Origin of the sequence: Mesorhizobium sp., from assembly GCF_004963255.1 — a bacterium.
Lineage (GTDB): Bacteria > Pseudomonadota > Alphaproteobacteria > Rhizobiales > Rhizobiaceae > Mesorhizobium.
Genome location: NZ_SUGA01000016.1, coordinates 1 through 13,710, shown reverse-complemented (window position 1 = coordinate 13,710; position 13,710 = coordinate 1). Strand labels below are relative to the sequence as shown.

Here is a 13,710-nt window from a genome sequence, read left to right as displayed (position 1 = left end):
GAAACGGCGTGATACTCGCCCCCGAAGCTTTTTCCCGCGGAACCGCCAAAAATGTCCAAATTCAAAAACGTCAAGAAAGTCGTGCTCGCCTATTCCGGCGGCCTCGACACCTCCATCATCCTGAAATGGCTGCAGACCGAACTCGGCGCCGAAGTCGTCACCTTCACCGCCGATCTCGGCCAGGGCGGCGAGCTGGAGCCGGCGCGCCGCAAGGCCGAGATGATGGGCATCAAGGATATCCGTATCGTCGACGTGCGCGAGGAGTTCGTCGCCGACTTCGTCTTCCCGATGTTCCGCGCCAACGCCGTCTATGAAGGCACCTATCTGCTCGGCACCTCGATCGCCCGGCCGCTGATCACCAAGCATCTGGTCGAGATCGCCCAGGAGACCGGCGCCGACGCGATCGCCCATGGCGCCACCGGCAAGGGCAACGACCAGGTCCGCTTCGAATTGTCGGCTTTTGCGCTGAACCCGGACATCAAGGTCATCGCGCCCTGGCGCGAATGGTCGTTCAAGTCGCGCACCGACCTTCTGAACTTCGCTGAACAGCATCAGATCCCGGTGCCGAAGGACAAGCGCGGCGAAGCCCCCTTCTCGGTCGACGCCAACCTTTTGCACTCCTCCTCCGAGGGCAAGGTGCTGGAGGACCCGTGGAGCGAGCCGCCGGAATTCGTCCACCAGCGCACCGTCTCGCCGATGGACGCGCCCGACGCCGTCACCGAGATCGAGATCGAGTTCCTCAAGGGCGATCCAGTCGCGCTCAACGGCAAGAAGCTGTCGCCGGCCACCATGCTGGCGGCGCTGAACGACCTCGGCCGCGACAACGGCATCGGCCGCCTCGACCTGGTCGAGAACCGTTTCGTCGGCATGAAGTCGCGCGGCGTCTATGAGACTCCCGGCGGCACGATCCTGATCGCCGCCCACCGGGCGATCGAATCGATCACGCTCGACCGGGGCGCCGCGCACCTCAAGGACGAGTTCATGCCGCGCTATGCCGAGCTCATCTACAACGGCTTCTGGTTCTCGCCCGAGCGCGTCATGCTGCAGGCGATGATCGACAAGAGCCAGGAAGACGTCGAAGGCACGGTGCGGCTGAAGCTCTACAAGGGCAATGTCATCGTCACCGGCCGCAAGTCGAAGAAGACGCTTTACTCGGATGCGCTGGTCACCTTCGAGGACGACCGTGGCGCCTACGACCAGAAGGACGCGGAAGGCTTTATCCGGCTGAACGGACTCCGGCTGAGGACGCTGGCCGCGAGAGACCGCAAGCACTGATATATTTTGCCGATACGGCAGCGATCAAACGACCCGGCGGAAACGCCGGGTTTTTATTTCAAACATCTAATATAAAAAAAGTGCAGATCAATTCAGAGAAATTATCGTTTGACCTTTCCGCCGCTCTAATTAAGTTCGCAAGTGGGATACGGGGAGTTTTGACAGTGAAAAGTAGTATTTCTCTTCTGGTTGCGGCGACGTTGACCTTGATGGCGTGCGGGCCCTCGCAAGCAGGCCCGAAGCAGGCGTCTAAGGCTAATTTGGACGGGTGCATCTCCGCTGTCCATTTATGGAGCATCACGTTCAAGCACGAAATCGCCTCTTTCATGGGCGTCTCGCAAGAGCGCATGCCGGCCCTGTTCTGTCAGCGCCTTGCCGAAGGGATACGCAGCGGCCGGATCAGCTACTCCGACATAAACAGGGTGCAGCTCGATCAACCGACCGAAATCTGGTTGGTCATCAAGGGCAAGTCAAAGGCGGCGGCGGCCACGCCGCCGCCGCGGAACTCTAGATTCCGTACCTGCTCAAATGTTATCACCGGCTCCTTCGAGGTTTCCGCTTCCGAGAAATGCCCCTTAGGCGGCAGCTACTCGCAAGCTGCCGGAGTCCCGACAGTGATCGAGGGTAAGTCAAGGGTGGCTGCTCCAGCGCCGCGGAACTCCAAATTCCGTACCTGCAGCGGCACTACCGGTACTTTCCAGATTCCCGTTTCCCGGAAATGTCCATTGAGCGGCTACGCGAATGATTGAGAGTTAGGTGATGAGATCGGACCCGGTCGTTCCGGTGGTTCGGTTTTGACCCTTGCTTCGTAACAAAAAAAGCCCGGCGCAGGCCGGGCTTTGCGTAGAACTGGGGATTCGATCAATCCGCGTCGATCGCCTCGGCGATGCGGGCGATAGCCTGCTGATAGACGCTTGCCGAGTTCCAGCCGGCGATCGCGCCCATATTGGCCTCGTAGCTCGCGCCGGCGCGCCAGCCATGGCCCTTGAGGAAGTTGGCGGTGGACGCCAGCGCCGTGTTGCGGTCGCGCAAATTGCCGCTGCCCACGCCGTATTTCAGCACGTTTCCGGGCAGGAACTGAGTGTGGCCGATCTCGCCATGCATGGCGCCGACGGAGGAGGCGCTGAGCGCGCCGCGATCGACCAGCTTCAGCGCGGCGATGGCGTGTGGCCTGAAATAATCCGGGCGGCGGCAGTCATAGGCGAGCGTCACGATCGCCGAAACCGTGTTCTGGTTGCCCATCGAGGCGCCGAAACCGGTTTCCATGCCCCAGATGGCGAGCAGCACGCCCGGCGGCACGCCATAGGTACGCTCGATATTGGCGAACATCGCCGCGTTTGCTTTCTTCAGCGCACGGCCTCGGGAGATGATCGCGGACGCGCCGCGCCGCTGCATGAAGCTTTCCACCGAGCCGCTGAACGCCTTGTGGATCGCCCGGTCAGCGGCGATCGTCCTGGTGGCGTAGGTAGCACCCGCCAGCGCGGACAGGCCCCTCTGGCCGACACCCTCGGCTCTGGCCTCGCCGGCAAAATCCTGTTTCCAGGCGTCAAAGCCGGCGCCGTTCTTGCCACAGCTCGGCGCCGCCTCGGCGCCCGCCGCCAGCGCCAGCGTCGCCACCACGGCCGCCGCAAAAATCCTTCCCTTGGCAAAAAATGCCATCTCGTTCTCCTGAATTGCCTGAATCACGTCCCGGTTGTGAATTTGCCAGCGAAACGCCGGGTTGTCACCGCCCTCGCGGAGCACGTGACACCCGACACTGGCGAAAGAAGGGCAATCCGCTGCGATCGGCCGTCAGGTGTGGCGGGCTTGCCTCATGAAAGAGGTTGACGTCATGATGATTGGCGCCGGTTCGGGAGCTTGTCGCGGCAAAGAGCTGGCGAAATAGCGGTGGAACGCCGGATGTCTGCCGGCGTTAGAACCCGAGTCCACCTCCACGTTCCGACCCTGCAGGCTGATCACTCATGAAGCTCTTCGATTGTCCAAACTGCGGGCACCGCCTTTATTTCGAGAACGCCCAGTGTCTGAACTGTTCCAGCCTGGTGCTCTACGACCCGGAGCAGGCGAAATTCGTGCTCAGCGGCGAGGGCGTCCTTCCATGTGGCAACGCCGATGAATGCGCGTGCAACTGGCGCGCCGAGAACGGCCGGACCTTCTGCCGCGCCTGCGCTCTCAACAAGGTCATTCCCGACCTCTCCATCGACGGCAACCGCAGGCGCTGGATACGGGTCGAAGCGGCGAAGAAGCGTGCCGTCTACTCTCTGCTCGCCCTCGGCCTGCCGGTCATGCCCAAGGCCGATGCGGGGGACGAGACCGGTCTGGCCTTCGACTTTCTCGCCGACCCGATTGGCGCCGGTCCAGGCGGCGAACGCATCCTGACCGGTCATGACAACGGATTGATCACGCTCAACGTCGCCGAGGCCGATTCCGCCGAGCGCGAGCGCCGGCGTGTCGAGATGGGCGAGAACTACCGCACCTTGCTCGGCCATTTCCGCCATGAGCTTGGCCACTATTATTGGGACCGGTTGGTCCGTGACAATCCGGCGCGCCTTTCGGCTTTCCGCGCGCTCTTCGGCGACGAGCGGATCGATTACGAGCAGGCCTTGCAGGCCTACTACGCCAACGGCGCGCCGCCGGACTGGCAGCAGCGCCACATCTCTGCCTACGCCACGTCCCATCCCTGGGAGGATTGGGCCGAGACCTTCGCGCATCATCTCCACATCACCGACACGCTCGAGATGGTGCATGCGCTGAATCTTCCGCTCGGGCGGCTGGAGACCGTCGGCGACGGCGACCTGCCGCGCGCCGATACCGGCGGACATTTGCAGCCGGCGCCTGGCGATCCAGATCCGGTGCAGGAGCCGTTCGAGAGAATCCTCGCCCGCTGGCTGGTGCTTTCAGAGGCCTCCAATTCGATCAACCGCTGCATGGGACTGCCGGACCTCTACCCCTTCGTGATTTCCGAGGTGTCGGCGCGAAAACTGGCCTTCGTGAACGACCTTCTGACCGGCGCGCCGAAAAAGCCTGGAACAATTCGTGAGCCGGCAGCGGCGCTTTAGCCGGAACGCATAAGCCCTTGTTTCGTTTTCGAGCCCGAGGGAGCGTTGAAAACGGAGAGAAAACCATGAAACGCCTATTGTTTCCGGCGCTTGCCGGTGCGCTGCTCACTATCACGGGCGCCGCTTTCGCCGACACCCCTGTACAGGCGGTGACCGACTTGAACGTCCGCGCTGGCCCAGGTCCGCAATATCCGGTCGTCGGCGTGCTGGCGGCCGGCCAGTCGGCCACGCTCAATGGCTGCATCGAAGGCAGCAAATGGTGCACCATCGCCGAAGCAGGCGGCAAGGGTTGGGTCTATTCCGATTATGTGACGGGTGACTTCGGCGGCAGCCGCGTTGTCGTGACGCGCCGGCCGGCCGATGCCGGCATTGCCGTCGTGGCGCCGCCGACCGATGACGTCTATACCACGGACACCTACACCGGCGCCATCGTCTCCAACGACGACGCCATCGAATCGATCGGCAGGCCGCCGGCCGAGGTCGGCACCTATGTCACCGAGCACCGGGTCGATCCGGTCTATCTCGACGGCGAAGTGGTGACCGGCGCAACGCTGCCCGACACGGTCGAGCTGCGCGAGATCCCGGATTACCGGTATCGCTACGTCTATGTGAACAACCAGCCGGCGCTGGTCGATCCGGGCACGAGGCGTATCGTCTATGTGATGCGCTGATCCGGCCTGATCGCCATGAAAAGAGCGGCCGCCGGCGATGGCGGCCGCTTGTTTGTGTGCCGGCGGCTGTCTGATCGCGACATACGTTCGGAATTGACCGAAGCGCCCGAACTTCGTCATCCACGGGCGGAGCGACGCGAAGCGGCGCGCAGACCCCAGGATCCATTCCGTGACCTCGCGCGAAGAATGAAGACGGTGCAGAAGAGAGGCTCTTCTGCACCGCTGCATCGCTCAGATGTAACGGCATGATCCTATGGTCTGCGCGCGTCGCTTCGCTCCTTGCTCCGCCATAGGACGACGATCGCGACAGGCAGGCATCCAGCTCGTCTTCGACCGCGACATCCACGCCGTTGTGCTTGAAGCGACCTATTCAACCCGGGAACCTGATGGCGTAATCGCACGGTAACCACTGATCGCCATAAATCAGGCAGCCAAAGCCTTCGGCAAGGGAGCCGCGTGACCACCGAGAATGCCGCCTTCGAGGGCTATCGCCGCTCGCCGAACGAAAAGACCACTTTGCTGCGCCTGTTCTTCGGGTCGGCGATCGTCATCGCCTTCTGGATGGCGATGACGGCCGTCGTGCTGTTTGCCGGCACTTATGTCTACATCGTCTGGCGCCTGCCCGGTCCATCGACCGGGCGGTACGTGCAGGATTTCCTGGCCTCGCCCGTCGGCATCCTGAGCGCCCTGACCTCATTCGCCGGCATCTGGATCGGCCTGTGGGTGGCGATGCGCCTCGTCCACGGCGAGCCGCTATCCGCGCTGTTCGGCGCCAGCCGCCGTATCGCCGGTGGCGATTTCCTGAAAGGGCTGATCGCGGTGCTGATCACCTCGCTCTTCTCCGAAGTGCTGCTCTATTGGATGCAGCCGGAAATCGCGCGCGGACCGATCGCCTTTTCGTCCTGGCTGCTCTTCCTCATCCCGATCGTGCTGCTCGCTTTCCTGCAAACCTCGTCGGAAGAAATGCTGTTTCGCGGCTACCTGCTGCGCGGCCTCGCCTGTCGCTTCAGGAGCCCGTGGGTCTGGGCGCTGCTGCCCGGCCTGATCTTCACCTCGCTGCACTGGAACTCAGCCTCGACGCTTGCGATCAATGCCTGCGTCCTGGTCTCGATCGGCATCTTCGCCCTGCTGCTCACCCTGCTGGTCTATGTCACCGGCAATCTCGGTGCCGGTTTCGGCGCCCATCTCGGCAACAACCTCACCGGCTTCCTGCTGATCTCGCACCAGGAGGGCTATAATGGCTTTGCCCTGCTCAACGCCAAGCCGCTCGAAGGCCCCGGCTGGACGAACGGGGACGCCGTGCTGATCGCGGCCATCGGCATCGCCAGCACGCTTTTGACGATGCTTTTGCTTTTGCACCGGCGCTCGCCGCTGCGAGTCAGGACGAACAAGCAAAGCATCGGTTGAGCGATCCCAAATCGCGGCGTTTTGGCCTGGATTTGGGCTCAACGCTTGACTCCACGGCCGATTTCCTGTCTAGAGCCGCTGAATTTCCGCGACGAGTTTTCTTTCGCGAAAGCCGACCAGGACGCCGAAGCCTCTTTGAGGCGAGAGCTGTAAAGAGATCCTGGAGGCCAACACCCGGCAGCGCGATGCGCCCCCGGGTGCTTTTTGGCTTTGCGCTTTTGCTTGGCGACCCGGCGCGAACGCACTACCTCTCGGGCATCCACGGTGCCAGGGAAAAGGGAAAAGAATGTTTGAATCACTCCAGGAGCGCCTTGGCTCCATCCTGAACGGCCTGACGGGTCGCGGCGCGCTTTCCGAGGCGGATGTCTCGGCGGCGCTGCGCGAGGTGCGCCGTGCGCTGCTCGAGGCCGACGTCGCGCTGGAAGTGGTTCGCTCCTTCACCGACAAGGTGCGCGAGAAGGCGGTCGGCGCCGCGGTGCTGAAGTCGATCAAGCCCGGACAGATGGTCGTCAAGATCGTCCATGACGAGCTGGTCGAGATGCTCGGCGCCGAGGGCGTCGCCATCGATCTCAACGCGCCGGCGCCCGTCGTCGTCATGATGGTCGGCCTGCAGGGCTCCGGCAAGACGACGACCTCGGCCAAGATCGCCAAGCGGCTGACCGAGCGTCAGAACAAGAAGGTCCTGATGGCCTCGCTCGACACGCGGCGGCCCGCAGCACAGGAGCAGCTGCGCCAGCTCGGCGAGCAGACGAAGGTCGCGACGCTGCCGATCATCGCCGGCCAGAGCCCGGTCGACATCGCCAAGCGCGCCGTGCAGGCGGCAAGGCTCGGCGGCCATGACGTCGTCATTCTCGACACCGCCGGCCGCACCCATATCGACGAGCCGCTGATGGTCGAGATGGCCGACATCAAGAAGGTGTCGAGCCCGCACGAGATCCTGCTGGTCGCGGACTCGCTGACCGGTCAGGACGCCGTGAACCTGGCGAAAAGCTTCGACGAGCGCGTCGGCATCACCGGCCTGGTGCTGACCCGCATGGACGGCGACGGCCGCGGCGGCGCCGCGCTCTCGATGCGCGCCGTCACCGGCAAGCCGATCAAGCTCATCGGCACCGGCGAGAAGATGGACGGGCTGGAGGAATTCCATCCCAAGCGCATCGCCGACCGGATTCTCGGCATGGGCGACATCGTCTCGCTCGTCGAGAAGGCTGCCGAGACCATCGATGCCGAGCAGGCGGCGGCGATGGCCAAGAAGATGCAGTCGGGCAAGTTCGACCTGAACGACCTCGCCCAGCAGCTTCAGCAGATGTCGAAGATGGGCGGCATGGGCGGCATCATGGGCATGATGCCCGGCATGGGCAAGATGAAGGACCAGCTCGCCGCCGCCGGCCTCGACGACAAGATGTTCGGCCGCCAGCTCGCCATCATCTCCTCGATGACCAAGGCCGAGCGCGCCAACCCCGATATACTCAAGCATTCGCGCAAGAAGCGCATCGCCGCCGGCTCCGGCACCGACGCTGCCGAGATCAACAAGCTCTTGAAGATGCATCGCGGCATGGCCGACATGATGAAGGCGATGGGCGGCAAGGGCAAAGGCGGCGGCCTCATGCGCGGCATGATGGGCGGTCTTGCCTCGAAGATGGGCCTTGGCGGCATGATGCCGGGGGGTATGGGAGGTATGGGGGGCATGCCCGACCTCTCCAAGATGGACCCGAAGCAGCTGGAGGCTTTGCAGAAGCAGGCGCAGGCCGCCGGTCTCGGCAAGGGCCTGCCGGGCGGCTTGCCCGGTGGACTTCCCGGCGGCGGACTGCCGGGCCTGCCCGGCGGCATGAAGCTTCCGGGTCTTCCCGGCCTGGGCGGCGGCGGCCTGCCTGGTTTGGGCAAGAAGAAGTGAGGGGGCGATGAACGAGGAGAAAGACATGGCCGACGCACGCGCCATCCTGGCCGGCTACCGCGCCTCGATCGACAACATCGACGCCGCCCTCATCCACATGCTGGCCGAACGCTTCCGCTGCACCAAGGCGGTTGGCGTTCTGAAGGCCGAGCATGGCCTGCCGCCGGCCGATCCGGCGCGCGAGCAGCAGCAGATCGCCCGCCTTCGCCAGCTGGCGAAGGATGCGAATCTCGACCCGGATTTCGCGGAGAAGTTCCTGAACTTCGTCGTCCGTGAAGTGATCCGCCATCACGAACAGATCGCCGCTTCCAACGGCGCTGCCAAAGCCGGCTAACAGTATCGGCCGCAAAACCACATCAAACGAAATCAGAGCTTTTAGGAGAAAAGAATGGCACTGAAGATCAGACTGGCCCGCGCTGGGTCGAAGAAGCGTCCTTACTACCACGTCGTCGTTGCCGACGCCCGCTCGCCGCGCGACGGCCGTTTCATCGAGTCGCTGGGTTCCTGGAACCCGCTGCTGCCGAAGGACGGCGAGCGCGTCAAGGTCGACGCCGACCGCGTCAAGCACTGGCTGTCGCACGGCGCCCAGCCGACCGACCGCGTGCTGCGCTTCCTCGATGAAGCCGGCCTTGCCAAGCGCGAAGCTCGCTCGAACCCGACCAAGGCCCTGCCCGGCAAGAAGGCGCAAGAGCGTTCCGCCCTGCTGAAGAAGGCTCAGGAAGATGCGGCCGCTGCCGCCGCCGCGGCGACCGCCGCGCCGGCCGAGGCTGAAGCCGCCACCGCCGAGTAATCACGGCGCCGTTGAAACGGCAAACGCTCCAAGAAAACGGCGGGCATGTATGTGCCCGCCGTTTTCTTTTGGTCCGCCTAACGCCTCAGTAGCCGGACGGGCAGCGCGCCACATAGACGCGCCCGTAGCGGTCGCGGTAGCGGCACTGGCCGGCCTCGCTGGCGTGGCCGATCAATGCGCCGGCGACGGCACCGACCGCGCCGCCGACCACCGCGCCCTGCACCGGATCGCCGGCCACCGCGGCACCAACCGCCGCGCCGCCCAAACCGCCGATCGCCGCGCCCTTTTCCGTCTGCGAGCAGGCGCCCAAGGCCAACGTCAGAACCAGAATGGTAATTGCTTTCTTCATTGCTGTTCCTCTCTCAAGCGCCGTCCTCGCCGCCATGCCCTAAACTCACGAACAGCTAAATTGATCCCGGCGATGGTGAAAATTGGCCGGCTACGTGCCGACCGCATCTACGGGACCAAGTGCTAACCTGTTGAAATCTCGGGGCCTTCACCGCCGGCCGCGAAATCTTGCCGATGAGGTTGTGAGAATGAGCACCGCTTTGCCCCCTCCTATCGGCTGAACGGGATCAGCGCCCGCACTCTTGCGTCGCGCAAATAGAGGCCGCCCCACAGGATGATGCCGAGATAGACGCCGAACAGCGTGTGCGAGAAGAGCGGGTTGCCGATCCGCACATGCGTCGAGATCGCGCCACCCATATAGGCGGTAAGCAGGATCGCGCCGAGCACCGAGGTGCGCGGCAAGGCATAGAGCGCGGTCGAGATCAGCCCGATGACCCCGATCAGCCGTGCGATGTTCGGATCGGCCGGCCAGCCGAGCTGCGCCATCGTCTGGGTGACGATATCCAAAGGCGGCAGCTTGATGACGCCGTCGAAAATCATAAACAGGACCACGACGGCACTGAGCGCGCGCCCTGCCCACAAGGCGCCTTTTGAAGCAGGCGCGGCTTCGGAAATGCTCATGAATGTTCCCCTCCAAGGTTCGAATGCCGGCTGCTTGCCGGGTTCGATCCAAGGACGGAGGAACATGCCGCGATCCTACACGCCTTTGTCATACTCGGGCTTGACCCGAAGCGTCTGTGGTTACGAGAAATAGAACTTGTCGGCCGCGATCATCTTCGGCGGCGTCTCGTCCAGCGCCTCGAACACGGAAATCTCACAAACGCGGCAGAGGCCGTCGAGCGCCAGGTCGTTCGCCTCGATGCCGAACGGGTCCTCGAGCTCTTCCGACAGCGCGTCGAGGCCGAAGAAGGTGTAGGCGATCAGCGCCGTGAACAACGGCGTCACCCAGCCCGTGGTCGAGACCAGTCCGAACGGCAGAAGCAGGCAGACGACATAGGCCGTGCGATGCAGCAGAAGCGTATAGGCGAAGGGCAGGGGCGTGCCGGCGATCCGCTCGCAGCCGGCCTGGATAGCGGCGATCGCGGCCAGCCTTTCATCGAGGATGCGGAAGCCGATCGGGTCGAGCGCGCCGGCCTCGCGCCGCGCATTGGCGCGCCGGCCCATGCGGCGGACCATGTCTTCGGCAGGGTTGGCGCGGGCGGCGGCCTTGTCGACCTCGTCGCCGATGAAGGCGCGCGCGTCCTTTATGCTGTCGATCCGCCGCAATTGCCCGCGCAGCAGGTGGCAGAAGGCAAGCGCCTCCATCAGCAGCGCGCGCTGCTCGGCGCGGTCGCCGATCAGGCTGGTGGTGGCGCGCGCCAGGTTGCGGATCTCGAAGACCAGCGCGCCCCAGAGCTTACGCGCCTCCCACCAGCGGTCATAGGCGGCGTTGTTGCGGAACGACAGATAGATCGACAGCGTCACGCCGACGAGCCCGAAAGGCGCGATGCTGAAGGCGCTGAGATCAAGCTGGAAGTGCCGTGCCACGAGCAGGATGACCGCCGAGTAGATGGCGAAGCCGAAAATCTGCGGCAGGATGCGCGGCACCACCGAGCCGCGCATGATGAAGAACAGCTGCAGGAATGTGGGGCGCGGGCGGACGATCATCGGGTGAACCTTTACGAGCCGTTATGTCTCTACGGCGATAACGGACCTGCCGCTCAGCCGCCAGCGACATCGCCATGTCGTCCAGGCGCCGGGCCGTTGACGTTTCGAGCATGACTGTCGAGAACGTCGCAGGGCGCCAAACAAAGGGAAGGAAGACATGAGCGGCGAAACGGACCTGCAAAAGCTGCTGGCATCGATGACGCCGCAGTTGCTCGCCGGAACCTATGTCTTCGCGACCCTGAAGCCGGGCGCCCCGGTCCCCGACGCACTCGAAACCGTGATGCAATTTCGCGAGCGGGAGGGCCTGACGCTGATCGTGGCGGAAGACGAGGCGAAGGCCGCCGGCCTCACCGGAACGTTCCGCTGCCGGATGATCACGCTCGACATCCACTCCTCGCTGGAAGCCGTCGGCTTCCTCGCCGCCATCACGACGCGACTGGCAGCGGCCGGCATAGGCCCCATCTCGGCCTTCTATCACGACCATCTGTTCGTGCCGGCGGAGCGGGCGGATGAAGCGCTGGCGATATTGCGGGCGCTGGCAGCGGAGGGCGGTGCCTGACTTCAGCGCCTGAGCACATAGAGAATATCCGGCAGACCTTCCTCATTGGCCGATCCCTCGCTGAAGGCTTCGGCGCGAAAACCGTGGCTTTCGTAGAAGAGGCGCGCGCCGGTGTTGGCCTGGAAGCAATTTAGCTTGACCACAGACATGTCGGCAGTGGCCTCGGCAAGCAACCGGCTGCCGATGCCTTGGCCTGTCCGGGCAGGATCGAGATAGAGCTGCTCGACCCAATCGCCGTTGACGGCGATGAAGCCGACGATGCGGCCGCCGGCGGTGGCGACCGTCACCTGCTGGTTGGGCAGCAGGATGTCGCGGATGAAGAACAGGTCCTGCTGCGGCGTATGCAGCACCGGCATCCACTCGAAGGCATTGAGCGACGCGCGCAGGAGCTTGGCGATGGCGGTGGCATCTGAGATTTTGGCTTGGCGCAGCGAGATTTCAGGAAAACTGGACATGCCGGCGCTGCCCCTCATCCGCCCTTCGGGCACCTTCTCCCCGTTGAACGGGGAGAAGGAAGAAGCGCTGCGGCCGAAGGCCGAGCCCACGACCGCGGGCCGCCGGTGGTCCGGCGCCCCCGCGGAGGCCCAGCCGCGGCAGCGGCGGTGCGGGCCGTGAGCGAAATTAAGCCGCCTTCTTCTTCGGCTGGATCAGGCCGCGCTCGACCAGCAGCTCGGCGATCTGTACCGCGTTCAGCGCCGCGCCCTTGCGCAGATTGTCGGAAACGACCCACATCGACAGGCCGTTGTCGATGGTCGAATCCTCGCGGATGCGCGAGATAAAGGTGGCGTCTTCGCCGGCCGATTCCAGCGGCGTGATGTAGCCGCCGTTCTCGCGCTTATCGAGCACCTGGCATCCCGGCGCCTCGCGCAGGATCTCGCGCGCCTCGTCGGCGGTGATCGGCTTTTCGAACTCGATGTTGACCGCTTCCGAGTGGCCGATGAACACCGGCACGCGCACGCAGGTCGCCGTCAGCTTGATCTTGGGGTCGAGCATCTTCTTGGTCTCGGCCACCATCTTCCACTCTTCCTTGGTTGAGCCGTCATCGAGGAAGACGTCGATATGCGGAATGACGTTGAAGGCAATGCGCTTGGTGAACTTCTTGACGTCGACCTGGTCGGCGACGAAGACGGCGCGGGTCTGCGTGAACAGCTCGTCCATGCCTTCCTTGCCGGCGCCGGACACCGACTGGTAGGTGGCGACGACGACGCGCTTGATGGTGGCGACGTCATGCAGCGGCTTCAGGGCCACGACCAGCTGCGCCGTCGAGCAGTTCGGATTGGCGATGATGTTCTTGCGCGAGAACAGCGAGATTGCGTCCGGGTTCACTTCCGGCACGATCAAGGGCACGTCCGGGTCGTAGCGGAAGGCGGACGAATTATCGATGACGACGCAGCCCTGCTTGCCGATCTTGGGCGACCATTCCTTGGAGACGTTGCCGCCGGCCGACATGACGCAGAGGTCGGTGTCGGAAAAATCATAGGTGTCGAGCGCCTTGACCTTCAGGGTGCGGTCGCCGAAGGACACTTCGGTGCCCTGGCTGCGCCGCGACGCCAGTGCCACCACTTCGCTCACCGGGAAGCCGCGCTCGTCCAGAATGTTGAGCATTTCGCGGCCCACATTGCCCGTGGCGCCGACTACCGCAACCTTGAAACTCATCTGATATCTCCTGTCCCTCTCCGCTTGGTTGTTGGAGAAAACCCGCCGGCCTGTTGCGGGTTTCGTCCCCCGGGCCGGACCGGGAGAGGGTGGTTAGGCCAAGGGAATCACACCGTTTTGGTGGTGGTTTTTTTGGCCGTAGTTTTGCTGGAACGGACGGACGCGCCGACGCGCCCGGCCCGATGTTGCGCATCGCGGCTGGGGGCATCGAATGCAAGAAGAGCCATCAGAAGGCCGCGCATCGAATAACGATCCCGTTCGACGCGGGCTTTTACGCGGTTTGGCAAAAGAGTCAATTGGCGGTGGGGCTCCCCCTTCCCCCCTTGTGGGGGAAGGTGGCCGAGCGGAGCTCGGTCGGATGAGGGGTGCTCCAGGGAAAGCCGACGTCTCACTCCGCTGGAACACCCCTC

General features: G+C 64.0%; 16 protein-coding genes. 9 read left to right on the top strand and 7 right to left on the bottom strand.

Annotated elements, in window-relative coordinates; all coding sequences use genetic code 11:
- The first annotated feature begins 51 nt into the window (after positions 1 to 51).
- Together E5X34_RS17650 and E5X34_RS17645 are read left to right on the top strand one after the other, a co-directional pair.
- Entirely contained in the window at positions 52 to 1,275 is a 1,224-nt protein-coding gene (locus tag E5X34_RS17650; RefSeq protein WP_292567267.1) for an argininosuccinate synthase, read from the top strand.
- 164 nt (positions 1,276 to 1,439) lie between these two features.
- Complete coding sequence (locus E5X34_RS17645) at positions 1,440 to 2,024, top strand: hypothetical protein (RefSeq protein ID WP_292567265.1); 585 nt, start codon at positions 1,440 to 1,442, stop codon at positions 2,022 to 2,024.
- 112 nt (positions 2,025 to 2,136) lie between these two features.
- On the opposite strand, the gene E5X34_RS17640 is transcribed toward E5X34_RS17645, so the two are convergent.
- Positions 2,137 to 2,934, bottom strand: a complete 798-nt coding sequence (locus E5X34_RS17640) for a lytic transglycosylase domain-containing protein (protein WP_042645451.1) — start codon at positions 2,932 to 2,934, stop codon at positions 2,137 to 2,139.
- A 302-nt stretch (positions 2,935 to 3,236) separates the two neighbouring features.
- Between E5X34_RS17640 and E5X34_RS17635 the strand changes: the two genes are divergently transcribed.
- The 6 genes from E5X34_RS17635 to rpsP all read left to right on the top strand — a co-directional run bounded on the left by E5X34_RS17635 (position 3,237) and on the right by rpsP (position 9,090).
- Positions 3,237 to 4,331, top strand: coding sequence for a putative zinc-binding metallopeptidase (locus E5X34_RS17635; protein ID WP_292567263.1), 1,095 nt, complete (start codon positions 3,237 to 3,239; stop codon positions 4,329 to 4,331).
- 65 nt (positions 4,332 to 4,396) lie between these two features.
- Positions 4,397 to 5,002 carry a DUF1236 domain-containing protein gene (locus E5X34_RS17630; RefSeq protein WP_292567260.1) on the top strand — a complete coding sequence of 202 codons (606 nt, stop codon included), beginning with the start codon at positions 4,397 to 4,399 and terminating at the stop codon, positions 5,000 to 5,002.
- A 456-nt stretch (positions 5,003 to 5,458) separates the two neighbouring features.
- On the top strand, positions 5,459 to 6,409 hold the full coding sequence (locus E5X34_RS17625; RefSeq protein ID WP_292567258.1) for a CPBP family intramembrane glutamic endopeptidase: 951 nt from the start codon (positions 5,459 to 5,461) through the stop codon (positions 6,407 to 6,409).
- A 286-nt stretch (positions 6,410 to 6,695) separates the two neighbouring features.
- Entirely contained in the window at positions 6,696 to 8,300 is a 1,605-nt protein-coding gene (gene ffh / locus E5X34_RS17620; protein WP_292567256.1) for a signal recognition particle protein, read from the top strand.
- A 7-nt stretch (positions 8,301 to 8,307) separates the two neighbouring features.
- Positions 8,308 to 8,634 (top strand): chorismate mutase, encoded by a 327-nt coding sequence (locus E5X34_RS17615; protein WP_073989908.1) that lies wholly within the window; start codon positions 8,308 to 8,310, stop codon positions 8,632 to 8,634.
- 54 nt (positions 8,635 to 8,688) lie between these two features.
- On the top strand, positions 8,689 to 9,090 hold the full coding sequence (gene rpsP / locus E5X34_RS17610) for a 30S ribosomal protein S16 (RefSeq protein WP_292567253.1): 402 nt from the start codon (positions 8,689 to 8,691) through the stop codon (positions 9,088 to 9,090).
- Between the two features lie 85 nt (positions 9,091 to 9,175).
- Here rpsP and E5X34_RS17605 read toward each other — a convergent pair whose 3' ends face one another.
- From E5X34_RS17605 to E5X34_RS17595, 3 genes are all read right to left on the bottom strand, one after another.
- Complete coding sequence (locus E5X34_RS17605; protein ID WP_292567250.1) at positions 9,176 to 9,439, bottom strand: YMGG-like glycine zipper-containing protein; 264 nt, start codon at positions 9,437 to 9,439, stop codon at positions 9,176 to 9,178.
- 209 nt (positions 9,440 to 9,648) lie between these two features.
- Complete coding sequence (locus E5X34_RS17600; protein ID WP_292567247.1) at positions 9,649 to 10,059, bottom strand: DoxX family protein; 411 nt, start codon at positions 10,057 to 10,059, stop codon at positions 9,649 to 9,651.
- Positions 10,060 to 10,179: 120 nt separating this feature from the next.
- Positions 10,180 to 11,085 (bottom strand): bestrophin family ion channel, encoded by a 906-nt coding sequence (locus E5X34_RS17595; protein ID WP_292567244.1) that lies wholly within the window; start codon positions 11,083 to 11,085, stop codon positions 10,180 to 10,182.
- A gap of 157 nt (positions 11,086 to 11,242) precedes the next feature.
- Here E5X34_RS17595 and E5X34_RS17590 point away from each other — a divergent pair, with 157 nt between their 5' ends.
- On the top strand, positions 11,243 to 11,644 hold the full coding sequence (locus tag E5X34_RS17590) for an ACT domain-containing protein (protein ID WP_292567243.1): 402 nt from the start codon (positions 11,243 to 11,245) through the stop codon (positions 11,642 to 11,644).
- A gap of 2 nt (positions 11,645 to 11,646) precedes the next feature.
- Here the strand turns inward: E5X34_RS17590 and E5X34_RS17585 are convergent, their stop codons facing one another.
- The 3 genes from E5X34_RS17585 to E5X34_RS17575 all read right to left on the bottom strand — a co-directional run.
- Positions 11,647 to 12,099: a GNAT family N-acetyltransferase gene (locus E5X34_RS17585; RefSeq protein WP_292567241.1), complete on the bottom strand. Its 453-nt coding sequence runs from the start codon at positions 12,097 to 12,099 to the stop codon at positions 11,647 to 11,649.
- A gap of 166 nt (positions 12,100 to 12,265) precedes the next feature.
- Positions 12,266 to 13,300, bottom strand: a complete 1,035-nt coding sequence (locus E5X34_RS17580) for an aspartate-semialdehyde dehydrogenase (RefSeq protein ID WP_292567238.1) — start codon at positions 13,298 to 13,300, stop codon at positions 12,266 to 12,268.
- A gap of 107 nt (positions 13,301 to 13,407) precedes the next feature.
- On the bottom strand, positions 13,408 to 13,710 hold a 303-nt coding region (locus E5X34_RS17575; RefSeq protein WP_292567236.1), incomplete at its 5' end, for a hypothetical protein.

What these genes read in the sequence shown, in the direction of transcription:
- E5X34_RS17635 (WP_292567263.1), top strand. Translation starts at nt 3,237, where the DNA reads ATGAAGCTCTTCGATTGTCCAAACTGCGGGCACCGCCTTTATTTCGAG.
- E5X34_RS17650 (WP_292567267.1), top strand. Translation starts at nt 52, where the DNA reads ATGTCCAAATTCAAAAACGTCAAGAAAGTCGTGCTCGCCTATTCCGGC.
- E5X34_RS17580 (WP_292567238.1), bottom strand. Translation starts at nt 13,300, where the DNA reads ATGAGTTTCAAGGTTGCGGTAGTCGGCGCCACGGGCAATGTGGGCCGC.
- rpsP (WP_292567253.1), top strand. Translation starts at nt 8,689, where the DNA reads ATGGCACTGAAGATCAGACTGGCCCGCGCTGGGTCGAAGAAGCGTCCT.
- E5X34_RS17600 (WP_292567247.1), bottom strand. Translation starts at nt 10,059, where the DNA reads ATGAGCATTTCCGAAGCCGCGCCTGCTTCAAAAGGCGCCTTGTGGGCA.
- E5X34_RS17590 (WP_292567243.1), top strand. Translation starts at nt 11,243, where the DNA reads ATGAGCGGCGAAACGGACCTGCAAAAGCTGCTGGCATCGATGACGCCG.
- E5X34_RS17640 (WP_042645451.1), bottom strand. Translation starts at nt 2,934, where the DNA reads ATGGCATTTTTTGCCAAGGGAAGGATTTTTGCGGCGGCCGTGGTGGCG.
- E5X34_RS17605 (WP_292567250.1), bottom strand. Translation starts at nt 9,439, where the DNA reads ATGAAGAAAGCAATTACCATTCTGGTTCTGACGTTGGCCTTGGGCGCC.
- E5X34_RS17585 (WP_292567241.1), bottom strand. Translation starts at nt 12,099, where the DNA reads ATGTCCAGTTTTCCTGAAATCTCGCTGCGCCAAGCCAAAATCTCAGAT.
- ffh (WP_292567256.1), top strand. Translation starts at nt 6,696, where the DNA reads ATGTTTGAATCACTCCAGGAGCGCCTTGGCTCCATCCTGAACGGCCTG.
- E5X34_RS17595 (WP_292567244.1), bottom strand. Translation starts at nt 11,085, where the DNA reads ATGATCGTCCGCCCGCGCCCCACATTCCTGCAGCTGTTCTTCATCATG.
- E5X34_RS17630 (WP_292567260.1), top strand. Translation starts at nt 4,397, where the DNA reads ATGAAACGCCTATTGTTTCCGGCGCTTGCCGGTGCGCTGCTCACTATC.
- E5X34_RS17615 (WP_073989908.1), top strand. Translation starts at nt 8,308, where the DNA reads ATGAACGAGGAGAAAGACATGGCCGACGCACGCGCCATCCTGGCCGGC.